The following is a 20220-nucleotide window of genomic DNA, read 5'->3' on the forward strand; positions in this document are numbered from 1 at the left end:
TTCCGTCTTTAATCATAGGTCGTTGCAGACGAGAGTATCCCGACAACTGGTAAAATTTCACTGGCTCATCTTTTTGACTCGCCTCAACAAGACTTACGCCACAAATCCTCGCTCCGCCATGTATACATAAGGTTCACACCTTAGCCCAACGGTGCTTATGGCGCACCCTACATGAGTAGTGCGGCATAAACACCCGCGATGTATGAGGTAATATCCGCACGGCGCAACCGCAGCGGGGTAGCAGGCTAAATCTAAAATCTAAAATCTAAAATCTAAAATCGAATGACTCGCATTATCTTAGTCCGTCACGGCAAAAGCACCTACAATCAAGAACGCCGCATCCAAGGCCGCCTCGATAAATCGATTTTGACAGAAGCAGGCCGCAACACCGCCCTGCAAGTAGGCGACACACTCAGCAGTATCGCCTTTGATGCCGCCTATACCAGTCCCCTGCAACGAGCCAAAGAAACAGCGGAAATCATCCTGTCGCGCTTGACAAATCCGCCACAACTCCAGCCAACTGATAATTTGATGGAAATCGATTTGCCTCTGTGGGAAGGAATGCTGCGCCAAGATGCGATCGACAAATTCCCCGAAGCATATCAGCAGTGGCAAAGACAGCCAGACAAATTTTCCATGAAACTGCCATCTGCTGACGGAGAAATCGAACACTTTCCCGTATTGGCAATTTTTGCTAACGCCCGTCATTTTTGGCAAGAACTTTTATCGCGCCACCAAGACGGCACAATTCTAGTAGTAGGTCACAACGGAATCAACCGCGCTCTCATCGCCACCGCGTCGGAAATTACCCCGGATTACTATCAATCAATTCAACAGTCAAATTGCGGAATTAGTGTCATTAATTTTGGCCCTTCCCCTGTGAGTAACGAAAAAGCAGGAGAACCAAAAAAGAAAGTTGCAGTTCAATTAGAATCGGTGAATTTAACTTCCCATACCGGGGAAATTTTCCCCAAACCGAGGGACGGACACCAAGGGCCGCGCTTGTTGCTGGTGCGTCACGGCGAAACCGACTGGAATAAAGCAGGTAAATTTCAGGGGCAAATTGACGTGCCTCTCAACGATAACGGCCGCGAACAATCCCGGCGGGCGGCAGAATTTCTCAAGGATGTAAAATTAGATTTTGCGATCAGCAGTTCCATGCTGCGCCCGAAAGAAACGGCGGAAATTATTCTCCAATATCACGGCGGCTTGCAACTGGAACTCCGCGACGAGTTAAGAGAAATCAGCCACGGACTTTGGGAAGGAAAGTTTGAATCAGAAATAGAACAATCCTATCCGGGTTTGCTACACGAATGGAAAACATCTCCTGAAACAGTCCAAATGCCCGAAGGAGAGAATTTGCAGCACGTTTGGACTCGGGCGATCGCATCTTGGCAAGAAATTGTACATTCTGTTTCTGGTACTGGAATTGTCGTTGCTCACGATGCCATTAACAAAGCTATTCTCTGCCACCTATTCGGTTTGGAACCCGAACATTTCTGGAAATTCAAACAAGGAAACGGAGCCGTTAGCGTGATTGATTATCCCCACGGCCCGGATGGTTTGCCGGTATTACAAGCGATGAATGTGACAACTCATTTGAGCGGCGGCGTTTTTGACAAAACAGCAGCCGGAGCACTGTAATCGGTAAATTGCTGGGCGCGAAGCCGTAGATGTAGTACCCGTCTGCTGTTTGACGATTAGGCCTTCGATCCCCCCTAGCCCCCCTTAAAAAGGGGGGAAAAGAAGCCTTCTCAAAGTCCCCCTTTTTAAGGGGGATTTAGGGGGATCGAGACTCGTGTCAAAGCGAAATTTATCAAAGCTTTTAGGCCTAAGTTAACACCACTGCCCACCGCTACGAGTACCCGCCTGAAAAATGTTTGAATTTTTATAGCAACTGCCAAGATGGTTAGGACGTTCTTAATTACTAAAACCCTTGCTTTTATTCCTTCTTCCTTCTTCCTTCGTGTCCTTCGCGTCTTCGCGGTTCCATCTTCCATCCGTTACATCGATTACAGAATCCGTTGCCGAACTTTCTTCTTCAATATATTTAAATCTTAAGTTATGAGCCGCGAACTGCTACAAAATGTACGAGTGCTAGATCCAGTTTCAGGGAGCGATCGCATCGCTGATATTCTGATTGCTGAAGGTGATATCAAAGCAGTTGAGGAAAAAATTGCTGAGTTTCCCCCTGACACGGAAGTGCGGGATTGCCAGGGACTGATTTTGGGGCCGGGGTTAACTGATATCTACAGTCACAGCGGAGAACCGGGTTTTGAGGATCGGGAAACGCTGGAATCTTTGATGCAGGCTGCGGCGGCTGGGGGTTTTACGCGAGTGGCGATTTTGCCAGATACGTCGCCACCTGTTGACAATTTGGCCGGTTTGGCTTTGTTGCAGCAACATATCCGCAATTTGCCGCCCGGGCTGCCCCGCTTGTATTTTTGGGGAGCGCTGACAGCGGGCGTTAAAGGGCAGCACATGGCAGAGTTGGGCGAGCTGGCCTCGTGTCCAGTGGTAGGTTTTGCAGACGGTTTGCCGCTGTCTAATCCGGCTCTGGTGAGGCGTTTGCTGGAGTATATCAAGCCTTTGGGCAAGTCTGTGGCTTTGTGGCCGTGCGATCGAACTTTGGCAGGAAATGGCGCGGTGAGAGAAGGTGCGATGTCGGTGCGCTTGGGTTTGCCTGGAATTCCGGCGAGTGCGGAAACTTCGGCTTTGGCGGTAATTCTGGAGTTGGTGGCATCTGCGGACACTCCGGTGCACATTATGCGCGTTTCTACGGCGCGCAGCGTGGAATTGATCCGGGATGCCAAGGCGCGGGGTTTGCCGGTGACTGCGAGTGTGACTTGGATGCACTTGCTGTTGAATGTCGGGGCAATTTCAGGAAACTCTAAAGATTCCGGCGGGAAAAATGCTCTGACTGCTTCGTTGCCCTACGATCCGAATTTACGCCTAGAACCGCCGTTGGGCAATCTCAGCGACCAATTAGCGCTGATTCAAGCTGTGAAAGATGGCGTAATTGATGCGATCGCGATCGACCACAATCCGCATACTTATGAGGAGAAAACTGTGGCTTTTGCTGATAGTCCGCCCGGGGCGATCGGCTTAGAATTAGCTTTGCCTTTACTGTGGCACGGACTGGTAGAAACTGGCGAATTTTCGGCTTTAGAACTGTGGCGAGTGTTGAGCGCAGGCCCTGCCGTTTGTCTCGGACAAACCCCTCCCATGGTTGCACCGGGAGTCTCTGCTGAGCTGATTTTGTTCGACCCACAAATGAGTTGGAATGTTGACGGGCCAAGTCTCAAGTCGCGATCGGCAAATACGCCTTGGTTGGGACAGCAATTAGCAGGAAAAGTTGTACAACGCTGGATTTATTAATTCTTGCAATTGAAATTCATCTGTTGTAGAACAAGCATCTTGCCTGTTTCTAAAAGTAGAACAGGCCAGACGCCTGTTTCTGGGAATGCTAGATGAGGTGACTCAGAAAAAAAGATAAATACATGATTACTGCTTTTGATTCGTGGAATTCTCCACCCCTAGACTTGACATTGGATCTGGGCGAAATTCATGTTTGGCGCGTCTCTCTAGCTCAAACAGAATCTTGCTTGCAGAGTTTAAAAGAGACTCTCTCTACCGACGAGCGGACAAAAGCCGAGGGTTTTCGCTTTCCAAAAGGTCGATCGCAATTTATTGTGAGTCGTGGCGCGCTGAGAGAAATTCTCAGTCGCTATCTTAACATAAATTCTCACATTTTGCGCTTTGACTACAATCCCTACGGCAAACCTTCTCTCATCGCCGCCCAAGGTGGAAATACCCTGCGTTTCAATTTGTCTCACTCAGGGAACATGGCTCTAATTGCTATTACCAAAAATCGAGATATTGGTGTCGATATTGAAGGCATCAATCCCAACTTTCCTTGCCTGGAAATTGCTGAAAAGTTTTTTTCGCCCTTAGAAAACTCTGTGCTGCGTTCGCTCCCAGAACATCTCCAACCCCGCGCTTTTTTCACCTGCTGGACTCGCAAAGAAGCCTATATCAAAGCAGTCGGTAAAGGACTTTCTCTTCCCCTGAATCAGTTTGATGTCAGCCTCGCACCAGGAGAACCTGCAGCGCTGTTAAATGTTGAAGACAACCCCGAAGAAGCATCGAGATGGTCTTTAATTGAATTAATTCCCAGTTCAGATATGGTGGCGGCTGTTGCGGTTGCAGGAGATTGCTCGAAACTTCATTGTTGGGAGTGGACAGGGGGGTTTTGAGTTATACCGATCGCCAAGAGTAAAAGATAACGGCAACGGTCGCTACAATAGGTCTACAGGTTGAGCCTTCAAGCTCTTGCATTGCACACCCTACACAGACAAATAAGGACACAAAAATGTTGTGTCCTTACGTCAATTCCACTGCCACTTGCAACCCTACAACTGATTTAAAAATTTAACCAAATCGATAGCCGAATCCACGTACCGTAATGATATATTCCGGTTGGCCCGGATCTATTTCCAACTTTTCGCGTAGCCAACGGATGTGAACGTCAACTGTTTTGCTGTCTCCGATAAAATCTTGGCCCCAAATTTTTTCTAGCAACTGATCGCGAGACCAAACTCGCCGGGGATAACTCATAAATAGTTCTAGTAAGCGAAACTGTTTAGGAGAAAATTTCACTTCCAGACCACGAACCAACACGCGGCACTCTTCAGGATACAGAGTTATGCTCTTATATTGCAGCGTCCTCGGTTCCGGTAACCTACTGAGGCGCTGGCGTCGCATCAGCGCCCGACAGCGAGCGATAAACTCCCGCATTCCAAAAGGCTTGGTCAGATAATCATCCGATCCGGCTTCTAGGTAAAAAGCGCAATTGTTGGCACTTCCTCTAGCACCGATAATCAAAATAGGGACGGGATTTCCTTGATGCCGTAACATTCGACACAGATCCAAACCGTTAATTGAATCCATAATTAACAGGTTGAAGGCAAATTCACCGTGGTACGACGAAGAAGCCTGTACAGAAGGCAGAGCGTTGCGCCCGTCGCTAGTAACCATCACCTCGTAGCCCTGTTCTTTAAGGGCTAAAGCTAGCATTTCCCGCAACAGGTCTTCACCTTCCAATAACAAGATACGGCCGGCTTGTCCAACAGCCAACCTAGAAGGACTTTCGCTTAATTCAGCAGAAGGCATAAATATCAGGGGGAGTTATGTTTGTATGTGGCTAGCGAGAGGGGCCTTGTTCGGTAGCTGAGGCACTCTCGCGCTGCGATCATTTGTACGACGATCGCCAGAAACTTTGATCGCTTAGAATCCTTCGCCAGTCCATCCCACAGACACGCGCTCGACCTTTGCTACTTGCTCGTGTAAGGAATACAGCCGTAGAGCAGTTGCCGAAGTCGCGCTGTCTGCCTGCGTCCTGGCCTCAGAAGTCTGGTCATTTTTAGGGGTCGCTGTTAATTTCATAAAACATTGCCCGCTGTTAATTGACCACGTAACACCCAATCTATAGGGAGATGCTTGCTATACTACTCTTAAAAGGTTATTAAAAGGTAAAGTTTGGGTAATCAAGTCGTTAAATTATTAAGGTTAAGTAATATAACGGTAAAGGTGCGATCGCACTGTAGAGCTTTTTTTAAGAATACAATAATAAGTTGGTCTAAATTCCTTTTTCTTCCCGTGCCGGCTACGATCGACGATAGCAAGTAAAAATTCTGTAGACTGCCTATCATGTTGCTGCATTTGAGTACCTGGCCCGAGGTAGAAGCTTATCTCGAAAGCTCCCGAGGCATAATTATCCCGATCGGCTCCACCGAACAGCACGGGCCCACCGGCTTGATCGGGACTGACGCCATTGCTGCCGAGGCGATCGCCCGCGGTGTCGGCGAAGCTGCCAATGCCTTAATCGGCCCGACAATTAATGTCGGGATGGCATTGCACCACACCAGCTTTCCCGGCACAATCAGCCTGCGACCGCAGACCCTGATACTGGTAATCAGGGACTGTATCACATCTTTGGCAAAAGCGGGATTTGAGAAATATTTTTTCATTAACGGTCACGGCGGCAACATTGCGACAATGAAAGCAGCATTTTCCGAGACATACGCGCATTTGTCAGACTTAAATTTACCGACTGCCGATCGAATCCAGTGTCAAATCGGCAACTGGTTCATGTGCGGTTCAGTTTACCAACTAGCAAAAGAATTATACGGAAACCAAGAAGGTTCCCACGCCACCCCCAGCGAAGTCGCCTTAACCCACTATCTTTATCCAGAAGCAATCAAGCAAGCTCCGCTTTCGCAAGAAGTCGGTTCCGGGCACAAAATTTACGGTGCTGCTGACTTCCGCCGCCGCTTTCCCGACGGGAGAATGGGTTCAAATCCGGGCTTAGCAACCCCCGAACACGGTCAGCAGTTTTACGAATTAGCAGTCAAAGAATTGACTAATAATTATTTGGAGTTTTTAAATTCCGATTAACGTTTTTTCTTCTCGTTACTACGAATAGCTTGGTAACAAGTAAAAATGTCAAACTCTTCTATATTTTACCGTTCTGAGTCAGCCAGAAACATGATATTTCATCTGTTTGATAAAGGATATATCTCCCGATTAATCAATCGGGAGAATATCAAAACTACTCCACAATCCAAGGAGTTAAAGAAGGTGTCCAAGCACTCAATTCTTCTTCCTTGAACCAGAGACTAATTTCCTGCTGGGCAGTTTCTACAGCATCAGAACCATGAATAATATTGCGACCGACATTCACAGCCAAATCGCCGCGAATTGTCCCCGGTTCTGAATTCAGAGGATTTGTTGCGCCAATCATTTTCCTCGCCGAGGCCACAACGCCGTCGCCTTCCCACACCATCGCCACAATCGGCCCGGAAGTGATGAAGTCTACCAGCCCCGCAAAAAAGGGTCTTTCTTTGTGTACGCCATAATGCTGTTCGGCAAGTTCGCGACTCGCCGTCATTAGCTTCATACCAACTAGCTTAAAGCCCTTGGCTTCAAAACGACCGATAATTTCGCCGACGAGTCCGCGCTGTACGCCGTCGGGCTTAATCGCTAAAAAAGTTCGTTCCAAGATTAACTCCTATAATTGTGTTAACTGATCCAAAAGATAGAGTAACTCACAACGCACCTAAAGGCAATTCTGAGAATTGGAAATTGTCATTTTGAGGCTTCTGGCCGAAGGAAGAAGGAAGAGGGAAGAGGAAAGAGGGAAGAAGCAATAAAACCAAGGGTTAAAGAAACCGGGTTTCTCAGAAAAATTTTTGTTGAGCAGCGATGAATATCCGAAGAAACCTGGTTTCGAGACTCCTCTGCGTCTAGGACTGATTTGCAGGGAACATCCCGATTGTGTAAACAGCATTTTTTAGCAGTGCGAGCAGAATGCTCACTGGTCTATATAAGTTAATCAGCCTTCAAATTGTCGGTCAATAAATAATCAAACTCTTGTGGGGTGGCTTTGAGCAACGCCCGAAATATCCAATCTAAATGTAGAACATTTTATCTCTAGCGAACAAGATGCTCGAACTTCTGGTCTAATATGATACAAGTCACAATTTACTGTGACTGCAAACACTCTTACCTATGATCTAAAATACAAATATCTATGATAAGAAACACAATTATTTAGGCTCGAAAATATAGATAATTAACAGATGTATGAAGATGATCTTGACAGCAACTATTCAGGCGAAAAAAGTATGAAAGCCATTGTAGCATTCATTGAACCCAAAAAGCAAGAGTTTGCAAAATTGCCCTTGTTTGACTTTCTAGCCAATAAACACATTCACGCGAATCAACGACTAATTTTTGCGCCTGTACTCGCTCCTTTGGCTGTGGGATTGCTCGATTTAAATAAATATGTACTGCGAGAATCTTCTAGTAATAGCAAAGTTCAGGAACTCATTAATAAATATACTTATAAAAAAAACTATTATTGGCACGACTATCTAGAATACCTAGAGGAACTGGGCTTAAACCAATTAATGAGTTACGGCGATTTCCGACTGCTTTGGGGTGAAGAAACTAAAAAAACTCGATCGCTTTGTTCAGTGCTCGAACGCTACGCTTGGAAAGCGTCTCCCATTCAGAAACTGGTGTTAGTGGAAGCCCTCGAAGGAACGGCCCAAGTTTTTTTTGAAGCGGCGCTAGCAGTGGTAAGAGAATTACAGCCAATTACCCAAAAAGAATCTGTTGATTTTGGAGGAGGTTATGGGGGTTTAGAAAATTATCACATTTTAAAAGCGCCAGAGATGTTGCAACTTTTAGCAGAGATCAAACTTACTAATGCGGAATGCCAAGCAGCTTTAGAATTAGCACAAAATGTATTTGAACTGTTTACAGAAGCGATGAACGAGCTGTTCCGACACAGCCAAACAAATTCTTGCAAGACTGTGTTGCAAATATCCTCAATTCCTGCCTTCGCTCATTGCGCGATCGACTGTCTCGATATTTGCTAGTTTAAACAATCACTAAATTATCTCGGTGTACCGCCGTTTCTACGCCTGCATAGCCTAAAATTTCAGCAATTTTGTCGGACTTGCAGCCCTGGATTTGTCTCAATTCTAAACTGCTATAATTCACAAGCCCTCTAGCAATTTGCTTGCCCGTTGCGTCGCACAACTGCACGGAATCATCAGCTTGAAATTCTCCTTCTACTTGAGCAATACCCGCAGCTAAAAGCGATTTTCCGCCCTGAGAAATTGCCTTGACAGCACCCGCGTCTAAATATAGTTTCCCTGCCGGAATTAGCACGTTAGCTATCCAGTGTTTGCGAGCGTTTACAGGGCGCGGTTGAGGCTCAAATTGAGTGCCGATCGACTCTCCGTTGAGTATTTTCTGGATATTACCAGGAAAGCAGCCGTCAGTGATGACTGTACGCACTCCCGATGCAGTTGCTATTCTCGCCGCTTCAATTTTTGTCACCATTCCGCCGGTTCCCCAACCGCTGCGGGAATCTCCTGTTTGCACCTGAAATTCTGTGAGCTGTGCCATACTTTGGACTAGGGCGATCGGCTGCGCGTCTGGATTGCTGCGCGGATCGGCGGAATACAGCCGATCGACATCTGTGAGCACAAACAACCAATCTGCTTCTACCAAACTCGCTACTAGCGCCGAAAGCGTGTCGTTATCGCCAAATTTAAGCTCGTCTACCGCCACAGTATCGTTTTCATTGACGATCGGAATCACGCCCAACCTGAGCAGTTGCTGAAAAGTATTGCAAGCGTTAACATAACCGTTACGCTGCACTAAATCGCCCCGGGTGAGCAATACTTGAGCGATCGGCTGTTGCAAAGTAGTAAACAAGTCATCGTACACCCGCATCAGCCGCCCTTGGCCCACAGCCGCCACAGCCTGTTTCAGAGCAATATTTCGCGGGCGTTCCGTCAAACCCAAGCGCGCGCAGCCAACCCCAACCGCACCCGAAGAAACCAAAACTACTCGATGACCTTGCTGCCGCAAATCAGCTAAAATTTCGACCAACGCACCAATAGTTGAAAGAGCTAAGTTTCCCGTAGTCGATCGAGTCAGCGTCGAAGTTCCTATTTTAACAACAATAGTTTTAGTCTGTTGTCTGTTGACTGTTGACTGTTGACTGTTGACTGTTGACTGTTGACTGTTGTCGGTTGCCATTAGTTACCAATTCCCAATTCCTAATTACCAATTCCCAATGCCCCATGCCCCATGCCCCATGCCCAATTCCCCATTTTAATCTTTAATTTTCAGAGAAGCCCCCAAAGCTTGAGAAACCCAAACTTCAAAAGAGCGCACCGGATACTTGCGAAGCGCATACCCAGCATCAACCATTGGTTCCACTAAAATAGTAAACATACCCAAACGATTGCCTGCCAAAACATCAGTAAAAAGCCGGTCGCCCACCATCGCCACCTGTTCCACCGGCAAATTCATTGCATTAATAGCCTTTCGCAACTTGCGGCGGGACGGCTTAGCCGCACCCGTGATGTATGGTAGATTCAAAGACTCAGCAATTCGACCGATCCGAGTCTGGCTTAAATTATTGCTCGCCAACCACAGCGATACTACGGGTTTTATTTGTTCCACCCACAGGGTGAGTTCAGGAGAAGCATTCATTGCCGTGATGGGAACGAGAGTTTCGTCCACATCCAAAACTAATCCTTTAATATTATATTTCTGCAGAATATCAGCCGTTAACTTCATGACTGAATCGCCGAGAACTAAGTCAGGCTGTAGTATTTTACCCCAAGTCATAATGATTTTAGATTTTAGGTTTAGATTGAGAAATAAGAAATTGGAAGTTAAAGATTAAAAAAGTAAAAAATCAAAAGTGAATAATTATTGCTTTTACGTGACTTTTGACTTTTTACTTTTGTATTAGTCATCCCCTATCTATTGAGTCGATCGCAACTGCTGGTCAACTTTAGCAATCGCAGCATCGTGTTCCGCCTGCGTGCGGCTAAAAATGTGAGTGCCGTCGTATCGAGCCATAAAGTACAGGTATTCTGTCTTTTCCGGAGTCAGAGTCGCTTCCAGACTTGCTATTCCCGGAGATGCGATCGGAGTTGGCGGCAGCCCTACATTGATATAAGTATTGTAAGGAGAAGGGGTTTCCACCTGCTTGAAAGTCAAAGGCTTTTCCTTCGTTTGCCTAATGCCGAGGGCGTATTCAACCGTCGGGTCAGAACCCAAAGGCATACCCTTATTCAGACGGTTGTTGAATACCCCAGAAATACGATTGCGCTCGCCCGCAACCACAGCCTCTTTTTCGACAATACTCGCCAGCGTCACCCACTCTTTCAAATCCAGCTTAGTTTTCTTCTGATTTTTTTGATATATCGGCAAAGCCAACTCCTCGAAGCGACCCAGCATTTGCTTAATGACAGCTTCCGGGCTAATTGCATCGCCGTCTAGCTGATAAGTATCCGGGTACAAAAACCCTTCCAAGTGAGGCAGGCCGCTCGGCAGCCAAGGGTACTGAGCGTAGGGAACTTGACTCGCCACCGCCATAAAATCCTTAGCCGGGAAAAAACCTTGCGCTTCAAAATAAGCGCTCATTTGTTGCAGCGACCACCCTTCTGGAATCGTGAAACTCTGCTGTACGACTTCGCCCTTCCAAATTTTGTCAGCAACTGCACTCAGAGGCTGAGTCGGCGACAGTTTGTAAGTTCCTGCTTGAAAACCTCCCTCGCGGTTTTGCAGAGTCAGCCAGCGGGCCCACATATTCCATGCCGAGCTCGATCGAATTAACCCCGCAGCCTCTAAATCCCGCCCGATTTTTTGACTGGGAGTACCCTCCGGGATTTGGAGCAAAACAGCAGCATCCTCTGGCGGAGAAGTTGACGTTTCAGCTATTTTAGGCGGGGCGGAAGCCCAGCTCCACCAAGCCCAGCCCTGCCAAGCGCAAACCCCCCAGATTGCCGGCAGCAACGCCAGATAAAACAACCATTTAGAGACTTGCGGATTACCTTTTCGGCTCTCGCGCGCGCTGCCTTTTGTCATTTGTTCTTTACTCATAGTCCGTTGTCCTGGATAAGCGGCGGTTAACTAGCGACTAATGACTGATGACCTGCGATTGATGACCGAAAAGTTACGAATACAAGCCCTTTAAAAGACCCTATTCACGCGGCCCAATTCAAACGCCCGATCGCGAAGGCAGAAGTGGCCATCTCCAAAAAGTTCGATCGGGCGAGCAGTTTACTTTTTTATAAAATAGTAAAAAATTCTGCTTTTTGCCATCAGACCTTGTGTCTGCAATTAATCTCTAATCAAGATCGTCAAAGAACTGGTCTTCCAGCATAGGTAACATCGGTTCCAGCCTTTGGAACTCTTCTTCCGAAAGCAATTCTGGCTTGCCGTCGTCATCCATTCTAGCCAAGATAAAGAACGGGTCTAGAGGCGTATAAATGGCATATTCCTGTTCTTCGTGGTAGAAACTGGTCAGCCACATGAGCTCCTCGAAATCCGACTCCTCATCCGGATCGACATCGGATGCCATATCCTCTTCGGGAAATTCCGGCAATTCGCCAACCACAGTCAGCGTCACCGCCGTGCGTCGGAGCGTCAAGTTCTGCTCTTGCAGCACAACTTTAGCTGTCTCAAAAATTTTGTCAATTTCGGTCTCGTCTTCTACAGGAATTGCTGCTTCGTCGTTATCGTCTCCCTGCCAAGTAAAAATTTCTACGGGCGAGTCAATCGGAAGCAGCAAAGCGTATTCTTGACCTTCTAGATTCATAGAATATTCTATGTGGCAAGTCAGCGATCGCCCAACTTCATCCGTCAGGGTGACGGACTCTTCGTTGGAATTGCCATTCTCTTTTTTGCGGTATGGGGATGAGGACATCGCGTGTATCTTATTTTCCGTCAATAATTCAGTAACGTTTGCTTGACAATGGGGAATTTTCGTGGCGATATTCTGGCTAAGTGGGCGATCGCCAGTCCACCAGCTTAAACCGCGAGACTCGCGGCCTTTTCCACAGGCGAGGAGTGCAGCGTTTAAATCTCAGTCGAGTCAGCAAGCGACACTGAGGACAAATCACGATTTTGTGCTTCTTCAGTACCGGGGTACAGCAGAATTTTCTCCAGTTTGTCAAGGGTTACAGGTGTGCGTAGCAAACTTGCACAACCAGGATATCACGCCTTTGTTACCAGCTATCAAGGATTGGGAGGCGTGCAGATATTTTGCCTCCGCTCGTCCAACCACTGCTGCAAAATCAGGGCGGCTGCTTTGCGATCGATCGCACCCTTATTTTGCGACACCGAAATCCCTTGTGTTTTCATCAATTCCTCTGCCTCAACCGAAGTCAGGCGCTCGTCCACGTATTCTAGGGGGAGCTCTAAGGCTGTGGCGATGCGAGTAGCATATTTCTGCACTTGTCGGGCTTGAGTGCCTAATTCTCCGCTCAGGGAGTAGGGCAAACCTGCAACCAAAATTTGAACTCTCCGCTCTCGCACGATTTCTCGGAGATAAGCTACGTCTCGATCGAAGGACGATCGTACCAGTGTTGTAATGCCCGTAGCTATTAAACCAGTGCCGTCACACCCGGCGATGCCGACTCGTTTGAGCCCGATATCTAATCCCAGAGCTGAAATCCATAATTTATCGTTGGACATTATCAATCAATCAAGTTTAGATTTTAGATTTTAGATTTTAGATTTAGTGTTTTTTGCGGAAATAATCTTATTTAACCAACCGCGAAGACGCGAAGAACGCGAAGGAATAAGAGAATGAAGTAAGAAGAAGATAGGTAATCTTAAGTTAATTTTAATCAAAAGCAGAAGGGATATTTTCGGGTTATGACAGAAAAAAGGAATTTTTTGGATGATTAATTCTCTTTTTTTCTGCCTTATACCTTTTACCTTCTGCTTTCACTTATTAAGAATTGAGTTCTCCCGGCCAGCCGCCGTCTAGAGGCAACTCTGGCAGATTTAAAGGCAAAATGCTGCTGCCATCAGTTGCTGCTGATTCTGAATTTTGGCCGCCCAAGGGGTTAACTTGATTCGTTTGACTGTTTCCTGAGTCAGCCAACAGAGGTTTAATCTCACAGGACGGTGGCCCTGCTGCTGCTTCCCCAGCCATCGGGCCGAGCCAGGACATCCGACCGGGTACGGGTTTGCGAGTTGGCTGGAAGCTTTGCAACATTTCTGATAGCTGGAGTCCTTCGAGAGAGACCAACTTGGACTCGCGCAATTTGTGCCACACCGATCGCGACATCAGCAAACTGTGTTCCACGCGCACTGCTCCAAATTGCTCTAAATAAGCTTCCCGTTCCGGCTGATAGTCAGCGGAAGCCAGTTGCAGGCTTTGAACCGGGAAATCTTGAACGAGGCGCGCCATCTGGGACAGCAGTTCTGGGTACAGCCAAGTGTAGGCCGGGTGTACAGTCAACTGGGCGACGTGCGGTTGCTGGCCGTTGCGGGATAGCTGCACCTGAAAATAGCCGATCGCGGCTTTGCGCTGCGGTTCAAACACGTAGCCGCTGACTACCTCGGTTTTGCCCAGCCACTGTCTGACACCTTCGACTAAAGCGCCGAAAAAACTGGTTTTGAAATCTTGAATGTGGCGATCGAATACTTGGCGCACCAGGGGCGGCATAGACGCGGTATCCAGTTGGTAGAGCAACTGAGCGTCGGCGTTGCTGACGGGCAGCAGGTTGGGCAAATCTGGCGTCGAGTTTGCCATTTCTTGCAGGCGTTCTGGGGCGATCGTCCAGTATGTCATCTGGGCCAAAGGCTGAAACCCGTTCTGCCGATACAAAGCCAAGGAAGTTTTGTCGCCGACATTCACTTCCAACAGCCACGTCCGCGCCTCCCAGACTGCCTCAAAGCAGTACCGCAGCAGCATGGAACCAATTCCTTTGCTGCGGGCTTCCGGGTCTACTCCTATGCGATCGATCCGCCAAGTGCTGCGGGTGCGGTTGAAGGGAGAAATCTGAATTATGCCCTTAACGCTCCCCTCTTCTTCGGCAACGTGGGCACGGAACAGGGACTGACAAGGGTTGGGAAACAAGCTAAAAATCTTTAGTAGTCCGTACCAGCGACGAATCTGCTGCAACTTTCTACCTAGTACCACATCGCAGCTTCCGCCCTTGCTGTTTTCTGGCTCTTCGGCTGTTTCCGCGCACAGTTGTTCCATCACCTCGATGTCGCGATACTGAAACGGGCGAATCACAACCTGGTTTTGGTTTTGGGAGGGAAATGAAGTCATAGCATAAAAGTGGAGAATGGAAATTTAAAAATAAAAATTCAGAAAGGGGAAGAGTTAGAGAAGTTTTGAGTTTTGAATGGGTAAATTTTGAGTTCAAAACTTATAACTTTTGATTCTTCTCCCTTTCTTGCGCGATCGAAAATTAAAAATTTCAAATCATCTTTTTGAATTTTTAATTTTCTGTTTTCAACTCAAGATTTTTGTGGCAGAGGTCGGATTACAACGACCGGTGTGCGCTCGTCACCATTCCCGGCGGGGTTGCTTCGCAAGGCTTGCTCTAAGAATGTTACCGATAAATCGGAGGTCGCTGCTAATATCTTAACTGCTTTCAAGTCATTAGCGTCTACGATCGCCGCCGCAAGTCCGGTTTCTCGTTGAATTTCTTCTACAACTTGCTGGGGATTGTCCGGGCCTAGGACAATAAATTGGTCGAAGGGAGGCAAAGTCCCCGTAACGTCGTCAATCAGCCTTGCTTGTTCCCCTGCTAGTTGGTAAAAGACTCCCGGTTTGCCAAATATTTTGGCCACAGCGCCGATCGCAAATGCCGCTACTACGCGCCAAGGGCCTACTACATCAACCAACGTCTGCATCCCGCAAGCCGTGGCCAAACTCGAAGTGGGCAAGAAAAACAAGCACACTCGCTTTGCCGCCCATCCGGGTTTGACTTCGCTGGGATGGCGGTAGCGTCCCTGCATCAAAGCTAGGGGAGTTTCTGCCAGGGCGACAATATCGCCTTTCTGGGCGCGCGGCAGCACGTACCGCTTGACAATTTCGACTGGATTGTCCAATTCCGCCAGTATGTGAGTGCGAATCGGCAAGACTTCTGCAACTCCGACATTTCTGGCGATGGGTACGGTGTCCGAGTTGGGAAATTGCAGGGGAACTACTACGTTACGGACTTTGGGGATGCGCCCGCCCGGGCCGTAGGTGACGAAGTTTACTTGCACCCAAGCTGATTGCAATTTGGTTAAATCTTGCCCTTGAATGTCTACAGAAACTTTAATTTTCGTGGTTTTTTGGGCTTTAACAATATAGCCGAACCAGTAATCGTCTGCTCTGGCTGCTGCCTCTTTGTGGCAAGGAATCACCTTTGTCTCGGAAGTAACGCCATCTAAACTTCCGTCAGACAGCAGTTTCACCTGCGCCCGCACTTCCGGCAACATAATCTCAAACCGCTGTGTCAGGTTGCGGAACTCCATTTCCCCGACTAAAAGATAGCGGTTGGGTTCCGAGATGGCTAAGTGCCATTCTCCGGCTGTTAGTTCTAGTTTATTTGGACTTTCAGTCCGGCGATAGTTCAACTCTAGGCCTAACCCGCCCAATGCTAGCAGCGAACCTGCTGCTGCGACTCCTGTTGCTAAAGTCTCGATCACTCTAATTACCGCCAATAATAATTTCTGTTTACTTTAGTCGATCTCTGTCACTTCGATCGACGATCCGGTAGTAATTGAAGTTTTGCGGGTTGTTGGGGGCGATCGAACTTATCCCCAATTACACGTAAGTGCGATCGCCTCTGGTGGCTAAAGCGGTCAAGTTGCTGTTCAAAGATCTCTCCTCGTGAGTTAGATCGCTCCAAAATCTGGCGTTGCTTAATCAGGGTATGAAAAAAATCAGTTGAAAATTCCCAATCTTTGTGGATACTGGTTTCTCTGACTTGGATATTTAGCCTTTCCTACCGGAAATCAGCAACGTCTACAAAACAATTCACTTAATTTAATTATTTAATAGTCGCCATTTTTCTAAAAAATATTATTATTTACTTTTTTCGAGGTTAAATTATAAGCTGAGACTCCACATTATTTTAGAAGATTTCTTAATCATTTAATCTGTAAGCAAGTCTGTATAAATGAGTTATTTTTGGCTCGCTCAGCTAAGACTGTTCCAGATGTGCGCTCCTCTTCGAGGGCTTCGCTAACGCGCACCTCCAGCTTCTTCATGGTCGAAGGAACAGCGAGCCGCTAGCGCCGTAGTGGTCAGTACCTTTAAGAATCTACTTCTTAAGTAACACTCAAAATCTAGTTCTTAGGCAGTACATTTTCGGAGAAGTATATAGTTAGCCTAGTAAATGTAGCAGTAATACCCAAGGATATCTATGACTGATAATAAGCAGCCTTTTAACCAGCCTGAAGCCAATCCTGACTTCCAGGAAAAGAATGTTGAAAATAGCGAGAACCAGCAGCTTCAGGTTCCGACTAAGGAAAATGCAGAATCACAGGAAGATCAATCATCAGGCTCAGGCATTGGTGCGAGGATAGCTGGAGCAGCAGTCGGTGGTATACTAGGTGCTCGCTCTGGAGGCATTATTGGTGCTGTAGCAGGCTCAGTTGCTGGCGCTATGATTGGTAAAGGTACTGCTGATACTGTTAACCGTGCTGTAGATAATTTAGGGGATGCAGCACACACCGTAGCAGATGGTATTAAACACACTGTAGAAGAGCTAGGGACAGTAGCAAAGGAAACTGCTGAGGAAGTTAGACCCTCTATCAAAGCTACAGCAGAAGCAGTCAAGGAGACTGTTGAGGAAACGAAGCCTTCGATTAAAGGTATAGCCGAATCAGTCAATGAGACAGTTAGGGAAGCCAAGCCTTCTGTAGTAGATGCAGTCAAGAGTGCATCCGAGGAAGTCAAACCTACGATTAGAGAAGTAAAAGATTCAGTCAAGCAGACAGTCGAAGGTGTCAAGCCTTCTATACAAAGTGCAGCGGACTCTATTAAGAGTACTGCTGATGAAGTTAAGCCTTCTGTCAAAGCTGTAGCTCAGGAAATTGAGGGTGCCACTCAGGATCTTAGATCCACTGTAAAAGATACAGCGAAGGCAGTGGAGCCATCTATAAAAAGTGCAGCCGAATCGCTTCAGTCATCCGGCAAGAGTGCAGCCGAATCAATCAAGTCATCTGCTCAAAGCGCAGCCGAATCTGCTAAAAATGCAGCGCAGGATGTTAAGCAGGATGTTAAGTCATCTGCCCAAAATGCAGCTCAATCTGCTAAAGGTGCAGCGCAGGAGTTTAAGCAGGATGTTAAGTCATCTGCCCAAAATGCAACCCCATCTCCTCAAGGTGGAGCGCCTGATTTTAAATCATCTGCCCAAAATGCAGCCCAATCTGCTAAAGGTACAGCGCATGATTTTAAATCATCTGCCCAAAATGCAGCCGAATTTGCTAAACCTCCAGTGCCTGATTTTAGGTCCTCTGCCCAAAATGCAACCCCATCTCCTCAAAGTGCAGCGCAGGATTTTAAATCATCTGCCCAAAATGCAGCCCAATCTGCTAAACGTGCAGCGCACGATGTTAAGTCATCTGCCCAATATCTAGCCGAATCCGCCGAGGAAAATAAGGATAGTGATCTTCACATCTCCGGCAGTCCTGAACTCAAAGACAAAGTGGTCATTAATGACAAGAGAATCATTAAGGACTAGGTAAAGTAAGGGCTTAACTCCAGCTTGTTAAAGCTAGCCCTAAGAGAGTTTAACAGAGAGTGGATCTTAGAAAAGAGTCCACTCTTTTCTGTTTAGGAGGAATGCGATCGCCTAGGGTTAAACGAAAAGTCTATTTATTGAGGAACTCTCCCCCTGGAAAAGGAAAGATTCCGTTCATAGTTCGTCAGGACTTACGCAACTGGCACATGGTGAGGAGTGCTCAGGCCCTCACTCCTCACCGCAACTCGTCCTCTTAACCTACAAGTTGACAACCTGAGCAAAACATTGTAGGGATTTTCGATCGCCCGAAAGTGCGATCCTCTACGAGGGCAACGCTTACGTACACGGCTTGACAAATCGAATTCCAAGAGTGTATGTAGTCTTTCAGAGCAAATAACTGATCCGGCTGCCCCGGTCAATTGACAACCGCTATAATCAGAATATTTTAATTACAGTACCGATGAGATTTACAAAACTCACCTACTGTCAATATTTATTAAGCAGTTCTATCAACTACACGTTAACCCATTTTAGCAGACCATTTATTATAAAAAATTATTCATGATTTGATTAATAGGTATCTCATCCAATAAAAACTCACCCCTCAGTTGTTATGGGATCATGTGGAACCGCTGATTACAGCTTATCTTGACGCTGATTTAACCTTTGATGATACAGTTTTAGATAAAAGATAGGGTGAAGATATTGAATTGACAAGATCGACAATATAGCGACACTGAACCTAAAGTAATTAGAGGTATAGGATTACTTAGCTGTGTATATGTCAATCCTTAAACTCACTGTTTTTTGGTAATACATTACCGGATTTAGGGCCCTGATGGCGACGGAAAACCCAAATATACCATTTGCTAGAAATGCTGCAAGGGGTTGTCAACCAATACGACTCTCGCTTTTAGAATAGCCTTAATAGATGCTTGCTATGCCAGTCAAAAAGTCATGCAAGCTATTGACAAGCAAGGAACTCGCATTTTCCTCGATTCCGTCGTTTATGCCTTATTGAATTGAGAAGTCCCCGAAAGCATTGCCCAAAATTTTCTACCTCAAAATCTCCCAATTAGCGAGGCGATTGATGCACTCATATTAGTCTGAGAAGTTTCTAATGCCCAGGGGTGGCTCAATCAGATAATGTCTATTCCATTATGAGGAAGGATTACTTTTTGGATGCGATCGACCTTTGTAGAGAATACTAGCGAAATACGGTAGTTCGATCGACTATCCTTGATTTATAAAAACAACCTCAACTATTGATCGGTGGCGCTGTCGTACTTTCAGACTGCGACGGCTGTGAAAATTGGTCGATCGAACTTATCCAAAATCACACGCAAGTGCGATCGCCCCTCTGTCTCAGGCACAGGTTACATTACGCATTGACAGCGATGTATTAAAGCGGTTTAAGTTGCAAGGACGAGGTTATCAAACTCACAGCGATAATCTACTGCGAGCCGACATGGAGGCTCATCTATAAAGTGTTTTTATCATTCTGAGATGGCAACGTCTCATTTTTGAAATTTCGTTTTATTCTACTTTAAGGATGCGCTCGGCAAAAAACTCTCATCGCATTTATCTAAGGCTGTTTCCTTAAGTATTGGCAGCCCACCATCAACTATTTATTCCGCAAAACAGCTAGTATAATTACCTAATATTTATTCTCCCGGAGAGCGTGAACAACACCGATAGAACGCGCTTGCCTTAGAAACCCGGTTTTCTGATCGATCTTAGATTTAGCAGCGAAGTATCCAGAAAGGAACCGGGTTTCTAGGTTAAGAGTGTGCAAGCCCTAATTTAATTGAAAGCGTCTATTGCTGAATTTGCTTTTGCTGCGATCGACTATATCCAAAATTATAGAAGTGCTGCTGTGTGTGCGATCTGGCGAAATATTGAATTGGAGGGCGTCAAATATTTGCTTAAATCCTTTTTGGGTTAATATCAATATATAAACATAAATTAGGCGATTCCAAAAGAATGGGGATCGCAAGATATTTTTTTAAAAAAATAAATTGACCCAATGTACTCGATCGAAAATGATACCCGCCTCCGTACTTTCTTAACTTCCGGCTTGTTGAAGAATCCTGAAAGCATAGCTGCAAATCACAGGATTACAATAGTATTTTCACGC

Annotated in this window: 18 protein-coding genes; 8 read left to right on the top strand and 10 right to left on the bottom strand. The window is 46.6% G+C overall.

The features are described 5' to 3' along the window. The first annotated feature begins 282 nt into the window (after window positions 1–282). The 3 genes from QUB33_RS02080 to QUB33_RS02090 all read left to right on the top strand — a co-directional run bounded on the left by QUB33_RS02080 (window position 283) and on the right by QUB33_RS02090 (window position 4256). Window positions 283–1644, top strand: coding sequence for a histidine phosphatase family protein (locus QUB33_RS02080; RefSeq protein ID WP_333346570.1), 1362 nt, complete (start codon window positions 283–285; stop codon window positions 1642–1644). A 420-nt stretch (window positions 1645–2064) separates the two neighbouring features. Next, a complete protein-coding gene (locus QUB33_RS02085; RefSeq protein ID WP_333346573.1) occupies window positions 2065–3378 on the top strand; it encodes a dihydroorotase in 1314 nt (437 codons plus the stop codon). A gap of 122 nt (window positions 3379–3500) precedes the next feature. Next, window positions 3501–4256 carry a 4'-phosphopantetheinyl transferase superfamily protein gene (locus QUB33_RS02090; protein ID WP_333346577.1) on the top strand — a complete coding sequence of 252 codons (756 nt, stop codon included), beginning with the start codon at window positions 3501–3503 and terminating at the stop codon, window positions 4254–4256. A gap of 175 nt (window positions 4257–4431) precedes the next feature. Here the strand turns inward: QUB33_RS02090 and QUB33_RS02095 are convergent, their stop codons facing one another. Beyond that, window positions 4432–5172, bottom strand: a complete 741-nt coding sequence (locus QUB33_RS02095; protein ID WP_333346579.1) for a response regulator transcription factor — start codon at window positions 5170–5172, stop codon at window positions 4432–4434. A 114-nt stretch (window positions 5173–5286) separates the two neighbouring features. Then, a complete protein-coding gene (locus QUB33_RS02100; protein ID WP_333346582.1) occupies window positions 5287–5445 on the bottom strand; it encodes a hypothetical protein in 159 nt (52 codons plus the stop codon). Between the two features lie 264 nt (window positions 5446–5709). Between QUB33_RS02100 and QUB33_RS02105 the strand changes: the two genes are divergently transcribed. After that, the gene (locus QUB33_RS02105; RefSeq protein ID WP_333346585.1) at window positions 5710–6456 is read left to right on the top strand and encodes a creatininase family protein; all 747 of its coding nucleotides are present in this window, start codon (window positions 5710–5712) and stop codon (window positions 6454–6456) included. Window positions 6457–6610: 154 nt separating this feature from the next. On the opposite strand, the gene ndk is transcribed toward QUB33_RS02105, so the two are convergent. Beyond that, window positions 6611–7060 carry a nucleoside-diphosphate kinase gene (ndk, locus tag QUB33_RS02110; RefSeq protein WP_190658714.1) on the bottom strand — a complete coding sequence of 150 codons (450 nt, stop codon included), beginning with the start codon at window positions 7058–7060 and terminating at the stop codon, window positions 6611–6613. Window positions 7061–7685: 625 nt separating this feature from the next. Between ndk and QUB33_RS02115 the strand changes: the two genes are divergently transcribed. Beyond that, window positions 7686–8444, top strand: a complete 759-nt coding sequence (locus QUB33_RS02115; RefSeq protein ID WP_333346588.1) for a hypothetical protein — start codon at window positions 7686–7688, stop codon at window positions 8442–8444. Between the two features lies 1 nt (window position 8445). Here QUB33_RS02115 and proB read toward each other — a convergent pair whose 3' ends face one another. From proB to QUB33_RS02150, 7 genes are all read right to left on the bottom strand, one after another. Beyond that, window positions 8446–9618, bottom strand: a complete 1173-nt coding sequence (proB, locus tag QUB33_RS02120; RefSeq protein WP_333346590.1) for a glutamate 5-kinase — start codon at window positions 9616–9618, stop codon at window positions 8446–8448. Between the two features lie 75 nt (window positions 9619–9693). Beyond that, entirely contained in the window at window positions 9694–10215 is a 522-nt protein-coding gene (locus QUB33_RS02125; RefSeq protein ID WP_333346593.1) for a YqeG family HAD IIIA-type phosphatase, read from the bottom strand. Window positions 10216–10353: 138 nt separating this feature from the next. Next, complete coding sequence (gene mltG / locus QUB33_RS02130) at window positions 10354–11478, bottom strand: endolytic transglycosylase MltG (protein WP_333346596.1); 1125 nt, start codon at window positions 11476–11478, stop codon at window positions 10354–10356. 247 nt (window positions 11479–11725) lie between these two features. Next, window positions 11726–12304, bottom strand: coding sequence for a DUF3727 domain-containing protein (locus QUB33_RS02135; protein WP_333346599.1), 579 nt, complete (start codon window positions 12302–12304; stop codon window positions 11726–11728). A 311-nt stretch (window positions 12305–12615) separates the two neighbouring features. Beyond that, window positions 12616–13074 carry a Holliday junction resolvase RuvX gene (gene ruvX / locus QUB33_RS02140; protein ID WP_333346602.1) on the bottom strand — a complete coding sequence of 153 codons (459 nt, stop codon included), beginning with the start codon at window positions 13072–13074 and terminating at the stop codon, window positions 12616–12618. A gap of 262 nt (window positions 13075–13336) precedes the next feature. Continuing rightward, window positions 13337–14668 (bottom strand): GNAT family N-acetyltransferase, encoded by a 1332-nt coding sequence (locus QUB33_RS02145; RefSeq protein WP_333346605.1) that lies wholly within the window; start codon window positions 14666–14668, stop codon window positions 13337–13339. Between the two features lie 191 nt (window positions 14669–14859). Further along, the gene (locus QUB33_RS02150) at window positions 14860–16041 is read right to left on the bottom strand and encodes a F420-0:Gamma-glutamyl ligase (RefSeq protein WP_333346607.1); all 1182 of its coding nucleotides are present in this window, start codon (window positions 16039–16041) and stop codon (window positions 14860–14862) included. Window positions 16042–16760: 719 nt separating this feature from the next. On the opposite strand from QUB33_RS02150, the gene QUB33_RS02155 reads away from it, so the two are divergent. The 3 genes from QUB33_RS02155 to QUB33_RS02165 all read left to right on the top strand — a co-directional run bounded on the left by QUB33_RS02155 (window position 16761) and on the right by QUB33_RS02165 (window position 19569). Beyond that, window positions 16761–18083, top strand: coding sequence for a hypothetical protein (locus QUB33_RS02155; RefSeq protein WP_333346610.1), 1323 nt, complete (start codon window positions 16761–16763; stop codon window positions 18081–18083). A gap of 888 nt (window positions 18084–18971) precedes the next feature. Then, window positions 18972–19109: a hypothetical protein gene (locus QUB33_RS02160; protein WP_333346614.1), complete on the top strand. Its 138-nt coding sequence runs from the start codon at window positions 18972–18974 to the stop codon at window positions 19107–19109. Window positions 19110–19395: 286 nt separating this feature from the next. After that, complete coding sequence (locus tag QUB33_RS02165) at window positions 19396–19569, top strand: BrnA antitoxin family protein (protein ID WP_333346617.1); 174 nt, start codon at window positions 19396–19398, stop codon at window positions 19567–19569. Window positions 19570–20220 lie beyond the last annotated feature (651 nt).

Origin of the sequence: Microcoleus sp. B3-A4 (assembly GCF_036705385.1) — a bacterium.
In the GTDB taxonomy this organism is placed as follows: domain Bacteria; phylum Cyanobacteriota; class Cyanobacteriia; order Cyanobacteriales; family Microcoleaceae; genus Microcoleus.